Source organism: Azorhizophilus paspali (assembly GCF_043587585.2).
Taxonomy (GTDB): Bacteria; Pseudomonadota; Gammaproteobacteria; order Pseudomonadales; family Pseudomonadaceae; genus Azotobacter; species Azotobacter paspali.
On sequence record NZ_CP171449.1, the window covers coordinates 456936 to 473651 of the forward strand.

A 16716-nucleotide genomic window follows, 5' to 3' on the forward strand; every position below is an offset into this window, starting at 1 on the left:
CGCCGCGGATCGCCGGCAAGCTGGCTTCCACAGGGATGTACGTCCATGCAGTTGATTCTTTCCGAGCCTTTCGGGTCCCTCTGGGCCGGGCGCGATGCCTTCGTCGAGGTCGAGCGTCTGCAGGGCCGGGTCTACCGCGAACTGGAGGCTCGTCGCACCCTGCGCGTCGAGGTGGCCGGACGCGGCTACTTCGTCAAGATCCACCGGGGTACCGGCTGGGGCGAGATCCTCAAGAACCTGCTGACCGCCAAGGCACCGGTGCTCGGCGCCGCCCAGGAGTGGACGGCGCTCCGGCGCTTGGCCGAGGCGGGGGTGCCGAGCATGACGCCGGTGGCTTTCGGCGAGCGCGGCGGCAACCCGGCGCGCCGGCACTCCTTCCTGATCACCGAGGAATTGGCGCCGACCGTCAGCCTGGAGGATTTCTGCCTCGATTGGCCGAGCCGGCCGCCGGCGCCGCGCCTGAAGCGCGCGTTGATCGCCGAGGTGGCGCGGATGACTGCCGACATGCACCGCGCCGGGGTGAACCATCGCGACTGCTATATCTGCCACTTTTTGCTGCATACCGACCGGCCGGTCGAGCCCGGCAACCTGCGTCTGTCGCTGATCGACCTGCACCGCGCACAGACCCGGGGGCGCACGCCGCGGCGCTGGCGCGACAAGGATCTGGCCGCCCTGTATTTCTCGGCGCTGGACATCGGCCTGACCCGGCGCGACAAGCTGCGTTTTCTGCGCGGCTATTTTCGCCGGCCGCTGCGCCAGGTGCTGCGCGAAGAGGCCAGTCTGATCGCCCGCCTGGAGGTCCGGGCCGGGCAGCTACTGGCGCGTTTCCGGCGCAAGGCGGCAAAGGGCAATCCACTATGAGTGCCTGGCAACTGGACCCCGCTCTAGAGCCCGCGGCGGCCGCGTCCTTCGTCAATCTGGACGCGGTCTTCGCCTTGGAGGGCGAGCGGGTTTCGAAAGATCCCTTGTCCGACGTGATCCGCGTCGAAGTCGCTGGCGTGCGCTATTACGTCAAGCGCTACCGTTCGGCGGGCAAGGGACTGCGCCGCTACCTGGGGCGGCCGCGGGTCAAGGCCGAATGGCAGAACCTCAGGCGTTTCGCCAAGTGGGGCATTCCGGCCGCCGCCCCGGTCGCCTGGGGGCTGGAGCGCGACGGCGGGGCCTTCCTGCGTGGCGCCCTGATCACTCGCGAGCTGCCGGGCACCCGAGATCTGGCCCGCCTGGCCAGGGACAAGGACTCGCGCCTGGCCGATCCGCGCTGGGTGGATATCGTCAGCCGCCAACTGGCCAAGGCGACCCGGACCATGCATGACCACCACTTCGTTCACAACGACCTGAAGTGGCGCAACCTGCTGGTCGACGATGAGGGCCGGCTGTTTCTCATCGACTGCCCGATGGGTGGCTTCTGGTGGGGCCACTGGCTGTGCTGGCGGATCGTCAAGGACCTGGCCTGCCTGGACAAGGTGGCCAAATACGAGCTGTCGCGCACCCAGCGCCTGCGCTTCTATCTGCAGTATTGCCGGTGCCGCCGGCTGGCCGCCGGCGACAAGGCGCGCATCCGGCAGATCCTGAAGTATTTCGAGGGGCGCGAATGAGCGAGCGTAGCGCCGTCGCGTCGGACCGGGGATAGGGAAAGCTGTCGGGGCGACAGCATGGAAAGGAGTATCACGCATGAATCTGTGCCAGTTGAGAAAGGCCGGCCGCCAGCCGGAGCTGCCACTGCTCGTCGAACTGGCCGACGCAGCCGGGCCGGCCGACCTGCGTCTGGACAGCTTGCTGCGCGTGCTGCCAGGACAACGCTACGTCGGTCGCGGCGAGTGGCGCGGCCAGCGGGTGCTGGCCAAGCTTCTGGTCGGCGACAAGGCGTCGCGGCATTTCCAGCGCGAGCTGAAGGGCGTGCACCTGCTCGCCGCCCAGCAGCAGGCCACGCCGCGTCTGCTCGCCGAGGGGCTGGTCGAGGGCGAAGGCGGCTGGCTGTTGTTCGAGTACCTCGAAGAGGCCCAAGGCCTGAACGAGGCCTGGCAACGGGTGGAGGACGAGCCGCTGCTGTCCGACGCTCAGCAGGCGGTGCTCGGCGAGGCCCTGGCCGCCATCGCCGGCCTGCACGCCGGAGGGCTGTGGCAGGCAGACATGCACCTGGACAACCTGCTGCGCCACGCGGGCCGGCTGTACGTGGTCGACGGCGCTGCGGTGCAGGCACAGACGCCCGGCAGGCCGCTGTCGCGCGAGCGGGTGCTGGAGAACCTCGGCGCTTTCTTCGCCCAGTTCCCGGCCGAACTCGAGCCCTTCATCGAGGAACTGCTGGTGCACTACCTGCTGGTCAACGGCGAGCACGCCCTGCCGCTGGAGGCGCTGCTCAAGGAGGTGGCCAGGGTACGTCGCTGGCGCCTGCGCGACTTCCTCGCCAAGCTCGGCCGCGATTGCACCCTGTTCAGCGTACAGCGCGGACCCATGGGGCTGCGCGCGGTGCGCCGCGACAGCGAGGCCCTGCTGCGCCCGCTGCTAGCCGCCCCGGATGCGCTCATCGAGCGGGGACACATCTACAAGACCGGCGGGGCCGCCACCGTGGCACGGATCGAATCGTGCGGTCGGACCCTGGTCGTCAAGCGCTACAACATCAAGGGCTTGGCCCACTGGCTTAAACGCTTCTGGCGGCCCAGCCGTGGCTGGCGCAGTTGGGTCGCCGGCAATCGCCTGGCCTTTCTCGGCATCCCCACGCCGCGCCCGCTGGCAGTGCTCGAACGGCGCTTTTGCGGGTTGCGCGGGCGCGCCTACCTGATTGTCGAATATTGCGGCGGGCAGGATATACTCGCGCGCTTTCGGCCGTACCTGGACGGTGCGCCGCCGGAAGAGGAGCTGCTGGCGCTGGAGCGGCTGTTCGCCGCCTTGCTGCGCGAGCGCATCAGCCACGGCGATTTGAAGGGCAACAACCTGCTCTGGCAGGACGGCCGCTGGCTGCTGATCGACCTGGATGCGCTGGAACAGCATCAGGGCGGCGCCCGCTTCGCGCGCGCCTTCGCCGAGGACCGTGCACGCTTTCTGCGCAACTGGCCGACCGATTCGGCCCTGCACCGGCTGCTCGACCAACGCTTACCTCGGGCAGCGGATGCCCGCACCACCGAAGAATAAAGAGGCTAGACCCTGTGGCACTGACGATTCTCGGCCTTTCCGGCGCCCTCAGTCACGATCCCTCCGCCGCCCTGTACATCGACGGCAGGCTAGTCGCGGCCGCCGAAGAAGAGCGCTTCGTGCGCGACAAGCACGCGAAGAACCGCATGCCCTACGAGTCGGCCAAATTCTGCCTCGAGCAGGCCGGGATCAAGCCTTCCGACGTCGACGTGGTGGCCATTCCCTTCGCGCCGATCAGCCTGTTCGACAAGGCTCGCTGGCACTATGCCAAGCGCTACTGGTACGCCCCGGACCGGGCGCTGGACGCCATCCTCATGGGCAACCGCCGCTATAGGCGCTACCGCACACGCATCCAGTGGTGCTTGCAACAACTCGGCTTCGATCTGAAGAAGGTGCGGATCGAGGCGGTCGAGCACCACCTGGCGCACGCTTCCAGCGCCTACCACTGCTCGGGCTTCGAGGAAAAGACCGCGATCCTCGGCATCGACGGCAAGGGCGAGTACGCGACCACCTTCTTTGGCTGGGGCGAGAACGGCCGAATCCATAAGATCAAGGAGTTCTACGACCCGGACTCGCTCGGCGGGTTGTACGGTGCCATCACCGAATACCTCGGCTTCGAGATGCTCGACGGCGAGTTTAAAGTGATGGGCATGGCGCCCTACGGCGATGCGGCCCGCTACGATTTCTCGCGGCTGGCCAAATTCAAGAACGGCGAGTTGAGCATCAACACCGACTACGCCAACGTCATCGGCTTTCGCCGCTACAAGGACAAGGGCAAGGGCTACTATTTCTCGCCGAAGCTGATCGAGTGGCTCGGTCCCAGGCGCGAGGGCGACGTCGCCGACGAGCCCTACGTTCACTACGCCGCGAGCATGCAGGCGCTGTTCGAGAACCTGGCGCTGCAGATGATGGATCACTACCTCGGCGACATCATCCGCGAGACCGGGCGGATCGCCTTCTCCGGTGGCTGCGCGCTGAACGTCAAGCTGAACCAGAAGATCATCGCCCGCCCGGAGGTGAAGGAACTGTTCGTCCAGCCGGCCTCCGGCGATGCCGGAACCGCGGTCGGCGCCGCCGCCTACGTCTCGGTCCAGCGCGGCGTGCCGGTGGAGAAGATGGAGCACGTCTACCTCGGCCCGTCCTACTCCAACGAGGAGGTGATCGCTGCCTGCGCGCGGCACCCGCAGAAGCCGCTCAGGAAGAGGATCGACAACCTCGAGCAGCGCATCGCGAAGATCATGGTCGACGGCCATCCGGTGGCCTGGTTCCAGGGCCGCATGGAGTTCGGCCCGCGCGCCCTCGGCGGGCGTTCGATCATCGGCTGTCCAAGCGTGCCGGGCGTCGCCGACCGGATCAACGAGCAGATCAAGTTCCGCGAGCGCTGGCGGCCGTTCTGCCCGTCGATGCTCGACACCGTCGCGCCGCAGATGCTCAAGGTCGACCACCCGTCGCCGTTCATGACCTTCACCTTCGAAGTCCACGAGGACTGGAAGAGCCGCGTGCCGGAAGTGGTCCACGAGGACGGCACCTCCCGCGCCCAGGTGCTGGAGCGCCGCCACAACCCGCGCTGGTACGACCTGATGAAGGAGCTGGAGAAGCTCACCGGCAACGGTGTGTCGCTCAACACCTCGCTGAATCGCCGTGGCGAACCCATGATCTGCTCGCCGACCGACGCCCTGAACATGTTCTATGGCTCGGACCTGCGCTACCTGATCATGGAGGACATCCTGGTGGTCAAGGAGGGGATGGACTGGTATGACGCCGTCTGAGGAAGGGAGCGGTCGCCCATGAGCGAGCGGGATGCGGGGCAGGGCGCACGGCCCGTGGCGGACCGAGAGGCGGGCGAGCCGGAAGGCACCGGGCAGCGTGGCCATTCGCCCTCGCAGCCATGGGTGCTGCAGTTCTGCCATGGCTACGACGGCCCCTTCCTCGACTGCGCCCGGCAATACGCGCGACTATTCGCCGGCACGCCGTACCGGGTCGCCACCGTCTATCTGACCGGCGAGCCCTCCAGCGCGGTGGAGCTGGGCAGCGCCTCGGACGAGGTGATCTTCCTCGGCCATTCGAGCCGGGAAGTGCGCGGCCTCAAGCTCGCCGCCATCCGCGACTTGCGGCGCATTTTGCACGGGCGCGATTTCCGCCTGTGCATCGCCCACCGCTTCAAGCCGGCCTACGTCGCCCTGCTGGCTGGCAGCCTGCCGGTGATCGCCGTGCATCATGCCTTCGACGACTACCGGCGGCTGTCGCGCCGGTTGTTCGCCACCTGCTTCCGTCGGCGCCTGAGCCTGCTCGGCGTCTCGGACGCGGTGCGCGACGATATGCGCGCTTGCCTGCCGGCCTGGCCGGCCGAGCGCATTGAAACCCTCTACAACCGCATCGACGTGCAGGCCTTGCAGGCCACGCAACCGGATCGCCGAACGGCTCGCCAGGCGCTGGGACTGCCGGAGGATGCCTGGATCGTCGGCAACGTCGGTCGGCTGCATCCGGACAAGGACCAGGCCACCCTGCTGCGCGGCTTCGCCGAGGCGCTGCCGCGACTGCCCGCGGGCAGCCTGCTGGCGATCCTCGGCAGCGGCCGGCTCGACGCCGAACTGAAGGCCCTGGCCGGCACGCTGGGCATCGACCGCCAGGTGCGCTTTCTCGGCCAGATTCCCGAGGCGCGGCGCTACTTCAGGGCCTTCGACGTCTTCGCCCTGAGTTCCGACCACGAACCCTTCGGCATGGTGCTGCTGGAGGCGATGGCCGCCGGCGTGCCGCTGATCGCCACCGACTGTGGCGGCGGGCGGGAAGTGGTCGAGGGGGTCGGCAAGCTCTTTGCGCTAAGCGATGCCACGGCGCTGGCGGCCGCTCTGGCGCAGCTCGCCGGCCTCGACGAATCCGCTCGCGACGCCTGCGCGCAGGCGATGGCGCGACGCCTCGAGGAGCGTTTCTCCGACCGGGCGGTGGCCCGGCGCTTCTGGGCGCTGCCGATGATCGCTCCCTTCCTGGCGGACTGACCTCATGGCCGATTCCATCCGCATCGAGTCGCCGGGCGAGGGCGCCTGGGCGCGCAAGGCCCGTGCGCTGGATCGTTACCGCTGGCGGCTGCTGCGCGAGCGGCACGCTTGGCCGGGCGCCGCGCTGCGCTTCTGCCGCGAGGCGTTGCTCGATCTGGCGTTCGGCATCCGGGCGCGCCTGGGCCTGGCCAGGGCTCGCGGCGAAAGCGAGTTTTGCGACTTCCTGCTGCTGCAGGGCGCGCCCAAGGTGATCCCGCTGCAGCGCAAGAAGCACCTGATCGAGGCCTTGCGCGGCACCGGCCACCGCCTGGTGGAGACCGCCCAGGAAGAGCCGCGGGCGGTCATCGCCGGGGGCATGCTGGCACGTCCGCCGCAGGCGGTGCCGCTGCGCTATTTCGGCCATGCCGCCTACGCCGAATGGCTGGTCGGGCGCTACGGGCCGCGTCTGCTGATCAACGACCGCAACGGCAGCCTGTACAGCCCCTTCCTGCGCCTGTCGCTCAACCGGCGCGGCCGTCCGCTGGTGCATCTGGCCCACGCCACTACCTTGGAAAGTTCGCGGCGCCTGGGCATGACCGACTACGACTATTATTTCCTGTTCGGCCAGAGTTCGCTGGATGCGCTGCGTGCCCGGCCCCTGCGCTTCGGCGACACCCGGGCGGTGCTCTCCGGTTCGCACATGATCGACCGCGCCTACGACCTGCCGCCGGCCGATGCGGCGCTGCGCACCCTGCTGGTCCTGGGCGTCGGTCCCGACAAGGAGAAAGAGGCCGGCTACCGGCGCACCTATGCGCTGCTCCGAGATTGGGCCGCGGGCAATCCGCAGTACCGGGTGCTGGTCAAGGCCCATCCGCGCAGCAAGGTACCGTTCTGGCGGGAAGCGACCGCGCAGCATGGACACATCGAGGTGCTGCCGGCCGATTGCAGCCTGGCCGAGGCTCTCGGGCGGGCCAGCGTGGTGGTCAACATCATGTCCAACGCGGTGGTCGAGGCGGCGCTGGCGCGGCGGCCTATCATCTATGTCAACGCCGGCGACGACCATGACATCTTCGCTCAGGAACGCTTTTTCGGCGGGCGGGTCGATTCCGTCGCGGAATTGACGGCGCGCGTTTCATGGGCTGAGAGTCATTATCATCTTTGCCTCGAAAAGGCGCATGAATTCGCCGAATATCACCTGGCCCACGGGGTGCGCGGCATGGAGCAGACCATCGAACTACTCGGCCACCTCCTGCGCGGGGAGGCCGTTCCGGGGCAGCCGCTCGGTGGCTCCGTTTCATGACCGGACTTTATCGAGGATCACACAGTGAGCTGGCCGTTTGACTTCGCCTGCATCATCAATCTGGACAGCAGGCCGGACCGTTGGGCTCGCATGGAGGACTCCTTCCGCGACATGGGGGTGCGGGCCGAGCGTTTTTCCGCGGTTTCCCTGCACGCGCTGGGCGACGACCAGCCGTCTCCGGCCCTGCGCGAGTTCCTGCTGCGCGTCGATGGCGAGCATCCCGGCTTCGAGCGCAAGCTGCTGGGTACCTGGGCCTGCATGCGCAGTCATCTGGGGGTGATCGCCCATGCCAGGGACAACGGCTGGCCGGCGGTACTGATCATGGAGGACGACTGCGAGTTCGAGCCCTATACGCTGGCCGTGCTCGAGCGCGTGGCGTCCCAGTTGCAGGGCCTGGACTGGGACTTGCTGTACCTGGGCGGTACTTTCAAGAAGGGCGGAGAGAAGCGCAAGGTCGCGCCGAACCTGCTGTCGGTGACGCGCGTGCGCTTGACTCACGCTTACATGGTCGGGGCGGCGCTTTACGAGCGGATTCTCGCCGAGGCGCCCCTGTCGGGGCTGCCGCTCGACTGGTACTACTCCGAGGTGCTGCTGCCGCAGGTCCGGGGACTGATGGTGAAGCCCATTGTGGCGCGCCAGCGGCTCATGGACCCGAGCGACATCGAGCAGGTGATGCGCAAGCCCAGGTTCAAGTCCCGTCAGTTTCTGGAGCGCCTGTTCGCTAAGCTTCGCTATGGTGCGTTTTGAAAACCGGGTCGCTCTTTTCGGCATCGTCGTGTCGGATGCCCGCCACCTGTTTTAGAGCCTGCTCCGTCGGCGGTTCGGGACAAGATGCTCCCTTCGATCCGGCGGGTCGATGCAAAGCTTCGGGTCGCTTGCTCGCGGCCACTAATCAAAGTCTTTCCGGCGCTCCGTCCGGACTGCTTGCGTGAATTCAGAGGTAACGGAAAGTCATGTCCGACACCGTCACAAGAAACTCGGATGTCCTGCATATCGCTTTCGGGGTGGACGAAAACTATCTGCGCCCCATGGGAATCACCATCGTCTCGATCATCGAGAACAATCCCGGGCTGGAGCTGGTCTTCCATGTGTTCATTTCCAGCATCTCATCGGCCAGTCGCATGCGCCTGGACCGCTTGGAGCGGATGTTCGCGAGGCCGGTCAACCTGCATCTGGTCGATGAAATGCCGGGCGTCAAGGACCCGGCTTCGGGCAAGGGGCAGGCCCATATCTCGAAGGCGGCCTACATTCGGCTGCTGATTCCCGAGGCGCTCAGGGACTTCACGGACCGGGTGCTTTATCTGGATGCGGACATCCTGTGCGTCGGCGATATTTCCGGGCTGCCGCACCTGGATATCGATGGGCGGACCGCTGCCGTGATCCACGACGCCGGCGCGGGGTCCAAACGGGCCGGACTGGTCAAGAAAGGACAGACGCTGGACAATTACTTCAATTCCGGGGTCCTGTATATCGACATCCCGCGCTGGATCGAGCGGGCCGTGACGAGCCGGGCCTTGGAGAAGATCGCCGATCCGGTCCTGGACCTCCGCTATTCCGATCAGGATGCCCTCAACCTGGTGCTCGATGGCGACGTGCTGTTCATCGACGAGGGCTGGAATCATCAGTACGGTCTGACTGGCAAGTTGAAAAAGGGCAGGGTCGGCATGGACATTCCGTCGGATACCAAGTTCGTCCATTTCATCGGGCCGATGAAGCCCTGGCGCAGTTGGAATCCACATCAGTCCAAAGAGCTGTTCCTCAAGTACCAAGCTCTCTCGCCCTGGGCTGGGGAGGCGCTGGACGACAATTTCTCTCCTCGGGAGATCTACGTCTATTCGCGCTTCATGTACCGATCGATGTTTCAGCAGCGACGCTGGCTGAGCGGGCTGATCTGGTACGGTAAATTCCTGCACAGGAAGCACAAGGAGGGCTGACCGGTGCAGCGGCATCCGTTTCCCGCGCCTGGCTTGTCCTGGCGCTGGATGCCGGGGAAATCCGGGCCTACCTTTTATCGAGCGTCGGCATACTGGAATCCTGGATTCGACCGCTTCGGAAACCGATGCCGCTCGAAGCTTGGGTCGATCTCGTTGCTCGTGGATGGCGATCAATCTTGACGAAAAAAGTATTGGTGACCGGTGGTGCCGGTTATATCGGTTCGCATGCGGTCCTGGCCTTGCTGGAGTCTTCTTTCGATGTCGTGGTGCTGGACAATCTGCGCAACGGCTCGGTCGAGTCCCTAGCCAGGGTTGCCGCTCTCTGCGGCAGGGCGCCTGGGTTCGTCGAGGGCGACGTTCGCGATGCCCGGTTGCTGAATCGGCTGTTCGCCGCTCACGAAATAACCGCCGTATTGCATTTCGCCGGGCTCAAGGCCGTTGGGGAAAGCGTGCGCGAACCGCTGGACTACTACGAAAACAATGTGACCGGCAGCCTGAGCCTGTGTCGGGCCATGGTGCGCGCCGGTGTCTTTCGCCTGGTATTCAGTTCTTCCGCGACCGTTTATGGCGAGCCGGCCGAACTGCCGCTTTCCGAGGACAGTCCGACCGACTCGCCGAGCAGCCCGTATGGCCGTTCGAAGCTGATGGTCGAGGAGGTGTTGCGCGACCTGGCGGTTTCCGATCCGCGCTGGAGCGTCGCCGTGCTGCGTTACTTCAACCCGGTGGGGGCGCACCGGAGCGGTCTGATCGGGGAGGACCCCCGCGGTGTTCCCAACAATCTGCTGCCCTATATCGGCCAGGTAGCCATCGGCAGGCTCAGCGAGCTGGCCGTGTTCGGAGGGGATTACCCCACCCCGGACGGGACGGGCGTGCGCGATTACATCCATGTGCTCGATCTGGTGGACGGCCATCTGGAAGCGCTGCGCGCGATCGGGCGGCAGACCGGTCTGCGGGTCTGGAACCTCGGTACCGGCAAGGGATACAGCGTGCTGGAAATGATCCGGGCCTTCGAACAGGCCAGCGGTCGCCCCATTCCTTATCGCATCGCGGCGCGTCGGCCGGGAGATATCCCAGCCTGCTGGGCCGACCCCGCCAGGGCGGAGCGGGAACTGGGCTGGCGGGCGAAGCTGAGCCTAGCCGACATGATGGCCGATACCTGGCGCTGGCTGTCGGCGAACCCGCGGGGATACGATCCGGCACCGCGTTCGCTCCGACCGCCATCGGACCCGCTGGAAAACGATTTCGAATGACTATGAATGGAGTCGCCGTGCTTCATGCTCAATGGTCGGGTTTCCTGTCCCGGCTTTCCCGCTACTGGCCGTATATCCTCGGTGTCGGTGTGCTGGTGCAATTGACCGGCCTGCTGTTCAACAACGATGGCAGCCGTTACGCCACCCAGCTCTATCTGCTGCTGTTCGCCCCCGCGCTCCTTCTGCTGCTGTCGCGGCGTCTGTCCGCGGAAACCTGGCGCCAGTTGCCGGCGTGCCTGCTACTAGGGCTGTGCGCCTGGGTGCTGCTCTGCGGCTGGCTGCATCCGGGCGTCGCCAAGAGCGTCGGCTACTGGCTGAAGATCACTGGCCTGCTGCTGCTCTACGTGTTCGCCGTGGCCAGCCTGGTCCGGCAGCCGCGGGTCTTCGTGGGCGTGCTGACCGCCGCCATGGTGATGGTGGTCCTGTTCGCCTGGCTGACGCTCTATTACCAGTTCGGCGTGCTCGACAAGCCATTGGACTATCAGGCCATGCGTTTCACCGGCCGCCTGAGCGAACTGGGCTGGAACGGCTTCGCCAACCTGAAGCACCCGATAGTCGCCGGCCTGTACTACGGCGTCTTCGCCGCGCTGGCGATCGGGCTGCTGGTCGGTTTCCCGCTGCGCACCTGGCAGGCGATCCTGCTGGCTGCGGGCATATGCGGGCTGTTCGCCTATATCCTGCTCACCTTCTCCCGTGGAGCCTGGTTCTCCACGGCGACCGGCTGTCTGGCCATGCTCCTGCTGTTTCCCTCGCGCAGGTCGAGGCTCCTGCTGGGCGCCGGGGCCTTGCTGCTGCTGGTCGTCCTGTTCGTTTTCTGGCCGGAAATCCGGCACGAACGCCAGGTGGGATTGAGCAGCCGTGGCCTGATCTGGGATGAATGGGCTAGGCGTTTTCCCATCTTCTGGCTGACGGGGACCGGAGCCGGGGCGAATTTCGCCTTCACTTTCCCGCCGCCTTTCGACTGGAGCGTCAAGCATGCGCACAGCCTCTATCTGCAGCTCTGGTACGAATACGGCATCGTCGGCATCCTGCTGTTCGTCGCCCTGCTCGCGAGCCTGCTGTGGAAAGGCTGGACGTGCAGGGCGGAGCCGCTGGCCCGCATCGGGCTGGCGCTGCTGGCGTTCGCCATGGTGGCGATGATTTCGGACGTCTATGCCATCTTCCATCGCCCCAGCCCCTACTGGGTGGTGTTCTGGTTACCGGTCGGCATCCTGCTCGGCGTGCGGCATCCGTCGTCCGCGAGGGAAACGGCTTGAAGCCGTTCGCGGCGGCTGGCTACTTCGCCTTGCCCGATGTCGCGAGGGTGTCGGGGTCGTGCCGGCCGTGGGCCGGATGGCCATAGAGTTCGTACAGCGCGTCGAAGGGAAAGTCCGTCAGCTTGCGCCGTTCCAGGTAGCGGCGCAGATGGGCGAAGTTGCGCTTGACCTGCCAGGCGCCGAGCGCGCCCTGCCGACAGCGCAGGTCGAGGATGTCGATCAGGCCGAACTGGCCGTCGGGCATGCGGATGATGTTGCCCAGGTGCAGCGAGCGGAAGTAGACCCCGTGCTCGTGCAGGTTGCGGATGAGGTCCGCCAAGGCTGGCAACAGCTCGGCGATCTTCTGTGGCTCCTGGCGGTACAACTGCTCCACGGAGGTTCCCGGAAGCGGCTGGTAGAGGCAGCCGCTCAGTCCTGTCTCGCGGTCCAGCCAGAAGAGGTCGACGACTCGCGGCGCGCGGATGCCGCGCTGCGCGAGCCGTTCGGCATTTTCAAAGAAGCGCCGGGCGGCGGGCCGCAGGCGGGCGAGCAGGGGATGGCGACGAGTGTGGAAGATCTTCAGGAAGCGGCCGTCGTCCAGGGCGACAACCTTGGGGCCGCGCCCATCCTTTTCCAGGACCCGGCCGTTTCCCAGCCATTCTTCCAACTGCTGCGCTGATACAATCCGCATCCTGTTCCTCAATCGATGTTCGAGGCTCGCCGTATGGCCAACCCTGTCCAGCAATCCAGCCTGAAAGTCTATTTGCGATTGCTGAGGTACGTCCTGCCCTATGCGAAGGCGTTCGTCCTAAGCATCGTCGGCTTTCTGTTGTTCGCATCGAGCCAGCCGATGCTGGCGGAAATGCTCAAGTACTTCCTGGACGGGCTGGAGGGGGCGGGTGGGGCCAGGCTGCTGGGCGTGCCGCTGCTGCATGGCGTGCCGCTGCTGATTGTACTCATTGCCCTTTACCAGGGCATAGGCTCCTTTCTCGGCAACTATTACCTGGCGAAGGTCGCCCGCGGCGTGGTGCACGACCTGCGCTGCTCGCTGTTCGACAACCTGCTGACGCTGCCCAACCGCTATTTCGACACCCATAATTCGGGCCACCTGATTTCCCGCATCACCTACAACGTGACCATGGTGACGGGGGCTGCGACCGACGCGGTCAAGGTGGTGATCCGCGAGGGCCTCACCGTCCTCTTCCTGTTCGGCTACCTGCTGCTCAGCAACTGGCGGCTGACCCTGCTGCTGGTGGTGCTGCTGCCGATCATCGCGCTGATGGTGACCACGGCCAGCAAGCGCTTTCGCAAGCAAAGCCGGAAGATCCAGGACGCCATGGGCGATGTCACCCATGTCGCTTCGGAAACCATCCAGGGCTACCGGGTGGTGCGCAGCTTCGGCGGCGAAACCTACGAGCAGGAGCGTTTCCACAAGGCCAGCGCGCTGAACATGAACCGCAGCCTGAGCATGACCCGCACCCAGGCGGTCTACACGCCGCTGCTGCAACTGGTCATCTACAGCGGCATGGCCGTGCTCATGTACATGGTGCTCTATCTGCGCGGCAACTCCTCGGCGGGCGACCTGATCGCCTACATCACCGCGGCCGGCATGCTGCCCAAGCCGATCCGCCAGTTGTCCGAGGTCAGCGCCACCATCCAGAAGGGGCTGGCGGCGGCCGACAGCATCTTCTTGCAACTGGACGAGGAGGCTGAGGTGGACCGCGGGCGCATCGAGCGCGAGCGGGTCGCCGGTCGTCTCGAGGTGCGCGACCTGAGCTTCGCCTACCCCGGCAGCGAGCGGCCGGTGCTGAACGGCATCGACTTTAGCGTCGAGCCCGGACAGATGGTCGCCCTGGTCGGCCGCTCCGGCAGCGGCAAGTCGACCCTGGCCAACCTGATCCCGCGCTTCTACCAGCATCGCCAGGGGCAGATCCTGCTCGATGGCATAGCGGTCGAGGAATACCGCCTGCGCAACCTGCGCCGGCATATCGCCTTGGTGACCCAGCAGGTGACCCTGTTCAACGACAGCGTGGCCAACAACATCGCCTATGGCGACCTGGCCGGGGCGCCGCGCGAGGCCATCGAGCAGGCCGCCGAGGCCGCCTATGCCCAGGAGTTCGTCGACAAGCTGCCGCAGGGCTTCGACACCGAGGTGGGCGAGAACGGCGTGACCCTCTCCGGTGGCCAGCGCCAGCGCCTGGCGATCGCTCGGGCTCTGCTCAAGGACGCGCCGCTGCTGATCCTCGACGAGGCCACCTCGGCGCTCGACACCGAGTCCGAGCGGCATATCCAGGCCGCCCTGGACCGCGTCATGGAGGGGCGCACCACGCTGGTCATCGCTCACCGGCTGTCGACCATCGAGAAGGCCGATCTGATCCTGGTGATGGACGAGGGGCATATCGTCGAGCGCGGCACCCATGCCGAACTGCTGGCGCTCGGCGGGCTCTACGCGCGCCTGCACGCCAAACAATTCAAGGAAACCGATGAAATGCTTTCTATGACAGGGGATGCCTGATGCTGCAGTTGTTGCGTGGCTGGCGCGAGCGCGGCTGGAATGTCATCGACCGGACGGCCTATGCAAAGACCTGGCAGCGTCACGGCGGCAGTGTGGCGACCCATCCCCACTTCGTCGAGCGACTGTCGGCACTGGCGGAAATGCCCGTCCGCTACCTGGGCTGGGAACGGGGCGGCGAGCTGTTGGCCGCCGTGCCCTGCTGGGGGCGCCACCTGGCGCTGTCCAAGGATGTGCTGAAGCAGGCCGGTAAGCGCCGGCTGTTCGATCTGGGCAACGCCGAGGTGATACTGCCGATCGCCGAGACCGCCTGCGTGCCCGTGCGCCAGCAGATGCACTACGTCTGCGAACTGAACCACGGACGCATCGAGAATCTGCGCGAGCAGTCCGATCAACTGGCCATGGCCCGCCCGCCGGAAAACTACAAGGGGCGCTATCGCTACAACCTGCGCCGTGACCTGCGTCTGCTGCAGGAGGCCGGTGGTCACCTGAAACCCATCGGCGAACTGACGCCGGCCGAGCGCGCCGCCATCTATTCCGAACTGTTCGAGCGCCGCTGGAATTTCGAGGTACCGGGCAAGCCCAGGCTCGCCGAGGTGTTCGCGCTGCTCGACGAGTTCATGGCCGGCCAGGTGGTGTTTCTCGGCGAACGGCCCATCGCGATCCAGATCCTCTACCGGGTGGAATCGCCCAAGTGGGTCTCCTACGAATACATCAACGGCGGTTTCGATCCGGATTGCGACAAGCTGGCTCCCGGCAGCGTGCTCACCTTCGTCAATACCCAGGACGCCTGGGCCGAGGCGCGGGCCAAGGACAAGCAACTGCGCTATTCGTTCGGACGCGCCGACCGCGAGTACAAGGACCTCTGGTGCCACCGGGTACCGGTCTATCAGGTCTGACGCAATGACGGTCCGCAAACAACGGTTGCTGAAGCGTCATCGCCAGCGCAAGCGCCTGTTCATGCTGGCCGCTCTGCTGGCGCTGGTCCTGCTCGGCGCGCTGGTCGCCTGGTGGCTGGTGCCGCTGGTCCTGGCGCTGGGCTGGGTCGCCCACGAGGCCTGGTTCGCCGATCACCTGTTCTATCGCCCGCAGGACGATTACCGGCATGCCTTCCCAGCCGACGTCCCGGCCCTGCCGGCGCGCCTGGAGCGGGGCCGGCTGCTGCTGGACGGCGATATCGGCGCGGCCGAGACCCTGATCCTCGAAGTGCACGTCACGGCCGGCCCGCTCGGGTGGCTGTTCGATCCGCAGGTGTGGATCGGCGACGATCGCCAGGATTTCGAGCGCGGTGTCGACGGGCTACGCTACCTGAACCTGTCCGGCCAGCAGGAGGCGTTGCGCGCCGGAGGCCTGCGCGTTCGCGGACGCTTCTGCAAGCTGGCCGGCAGCGCCACCCTGCACGCGCTGGTCAACCCAGACTATGCCGGGCGGCGCCTGCTGATCGTCGCTCCCCATGCCGACGACGCCGAACTGGCCGCCTTCGGCCTCTACAGCCGCTCGCCGGAGGTCGCCATCGTCACCCTGACCCAGGGCGAGATCGAGGCTGGGCGCTACCGGCGTTTCGGCCTCGATCCGGCGGCCGCGGCGCGCCTCAAGGGCCGCCTGCGCTGCTGGGACAGCCTGGCGGTGCCGCTGTGGGGTGGTGTGCCGCAGAGCCGCTGCGTGCAGCTCGGCTACTACTGCCTGCAATTGCCGGCGATGGCCGCCGAGCCGCGGCGGTCGTTCGGCTCGCGCGAATCCGGCGAGAGCGACATCCGCAGCGCGCGCCGGCATAACCCGCTGCCGTTGCCCGGCGATGTTGACGGTGCGCCGACCTGGAGCAATCTGGTCGCCGACCTGCGCGCGCTGCTCGAACACTTCCGTCCCGAGGTGGTGGTGACGCCGCATCCCGAACTGGACCCGCACGCCGATCACGTGGCGGCCAGCCACGCCTTACTCGAGGCGGCTGCCGGCAGCGCCTGGCGTCCCGGAACCCTGCTGCTCTACGCCAACCACCTGCACGACAACGACCGCTGGCCGATGGGCCCGGCCGAGGGCGGCATCGCCCTGCCGCCGGCCATCGAGTCCCTGCCGGCCGATGGCCTGTGGAGCCCGTGTCTGGATGCCGAAGCCCGGCTGGACAAGGCCGTGGCGCTGACCATGCAGCATGACCTGCAGACGCCGCTGCCGGCGAAGAAGCGCTTGCGTCGGCTGATCCAGCGGTTCCTGGCCGGACGCCGCTGGCCACGCACTGGAGACGACGAATTCTTCCGCAAGGCGGTGCGCCGGCACGAACTGTTCTGGGTGCGTCCCTGCACGGCCGGCGAGCCGGCCATGCACGCGCATGGCCCGGAGCAGACGGGCGACCAGCCCTTGCATGCGCTATGATCGCCGCCGATTTC

The 16716-nt window shown here is 66.5% G+C and carries 14 protein-coding genes; 13 read left to right on the plus strand and 1 reads right to left on the minus strand.

What is annotated here, in order from left to right; all coding sequences use genetic code 11:
• Positions 1-45 precede the first annotated feature (45 nt).
• From rfaP to ACGI6K_RS02315, 10 genes are all read left to right on the plus strand, one after another.
• Entirely contained in the window at positions 46-861 is an 816-nt protein-coding gene (rfaP, locus tag ACGI6K_RS02270) for a lipopolysaccharide core heptose(I) kinase RfaP (RefSeq protein WP_376944113.1), read from the plus strand.
• Positions 858-1595, plus strand: a complete 738-nt coding sequence (locus ACGI6K_RS02275) for a lipopolysaccharide kinase InaA family protein (protein WP_376944111.1) — start codon at positions 858-860, stop codon at positions 1593-1595. Before rfaP ends, ACGI6K_RS02275 begins: the two co-directional genes overlap by 4 nt.
• Positions 1596-1671: 76 nt before the next feature.
• On the plus strand, positions 1672-3129 hold the full coding sequence (locus ACGI6K_RS02280; protein WP_376944109.1) for a lipopolysaccharide kinase InaA family protein: 1458 nt from the start codon (positions 1672-1674) through the stop codon (positions 3127-3129).
• A 14-nt stretch (positions 3130-3143) separates the two neighbouring features.
• Positions 3144-4898: a carbamoyltransferase family protein gene (locus ACGI6K_RS02285; protein WP_376944107.1), complete on the plus strand. Its 1755-nt coding sequence runs from the start codon at positions 3144-3146 to the stop codon at positions 4896-4898.
• Positions 4899-4916: 18 nt separating this feature from the next.
• The gene (locus tag ACGI6K_RS02290; RefSeq protein ID WP_376944105.1) at positions 4917-6125 is read left to right on the plus strand and encodes a glycosyltransferase; all 1209 of its coding nucleotides are present in this window, start codon (positions 4917-4919) and stop codon (positions 6123-6125) included.
• A gap of 4 nt (positions 6126-6129) precedes the next feature.
• A complete protein-coding gene (locus ACGI6K_RS02295; RefSeq protein WP_376944103.1) occupies positions 6130-7404 on the plus strand; it encodes a capsule biosynthesis protein in 1275 nt (424 codons plus the stop codon).
• Between the two features lie 24 nt (positions 7405-7428).
• Positions 7429-8151: a glycosyltransferase family 25 protein gene (locus ACGI6K_RS02300; RefSeq protein WP_376944101.1), complete on the plus strand. Its 723-nt coding sequence runs from the start codon at positions 7429-7431 to the stop codon at positions 8149-8151.
• A gap of 206 nt (positions 8152-8357) precedes the next feature.
• The gene (locus ACGI6K_RS02305; RefSeq protein WP_376944099.1) at positions 8358-9338 is read left to right on the plus strand and encodes a glycosyltransferase family 8 protein; all 981 of its coding nucleotides are present in this window, start codon (positions 8358-8360) and stop codon (positions 9336-9338) included.
• A gap of 176 nt (positions 9339-9514) precedes the next feature.
• Complete coding sequence (galE, locus tag ACGI6K_RS02310) at positions 9515-10588, plus strand: UDP-glucose 4-epimerase GalE (protein WP_376944097.1); 1074 nt, start codon at positions 9515-9517, stop codon at positions 10586-10588.
• 17 nt (positions 10589-10605) lie between these two features.
• On the plus strand, positions 10606-11844 hold the full coding sequence (locus ACGI6K_RS02315; RefSeq protein ID WP_377969005.1) for an O-antigen ligase family protein: 1239 nt from the start codon (positions 10606-10608) through the stop codon (positions 11842-11844).
• A gap of 19 nt (positions 11845-11863) precedes the next feature.
• Here the strand turns inward: ACGI6K_RS02315 and ACGI6K_RS02320 are convergent, their stop codons facing one another.
• Entirely contained in the window at positions 11864-12514 is a 651-nt protein-coding gene (locus tag ACGI6K_RS02320) for a lipopolysaccharide kinase InaA family protein (RefSeq protein ID WP_376944093.1), read from the minus strand.
• A 33-nt stretch (positions 12515-12547) separates the two neighbouring features.
• Here ACGI6K_RS02320 and msbA point away from each other — a divergent pair, with 33 nt between their 5' ends.
• From msbA to ACGI6K_RS02335, 3 genes are read left to right on the plus strand one after another with little or no spacing between them, the layout of a single operon-like run.
• On the plus strand, positions 12548-14338 hold the full coding sequence (msbA, locus tag ACGI6K_RS02325) for a lipid A export permease/ATP-binding protein MsbA (protein ID WP_376944091.1): 1791 nt from the start codon (positions 12548-12550) through the stop codon (positions 14336-14338).
• Positions 14338-15234: a GNAT family N-acetyltransferase gene (locus tag ACGI6K_RS02330; RefSeq protein ID WP_376944089.1), complete on the plus strand. Its 897-nt coding sequence runs from the start codon at positions 14338-14340 to the stop codon at positions 15232-15234. Before msbA ends, ACGI6K_RS02330 begins: the two co-directional genes overlap by 1 nt.
• A 4-nt stretch (positions 15235-15238) precedes the next feature.
• Positions 15239-16702 (plus strand): PIG-L deacetylase family protein, encoded by a 1464-nt coding sequence (locus tag ACGI6K_RS02335; protein WP_376944087.1) that lies wholly within the window; start codon positions 15239-15241, stop codon positions 16700-16702.
• Positions 16703-16716 lie beyond the last annotated feature (14 nt).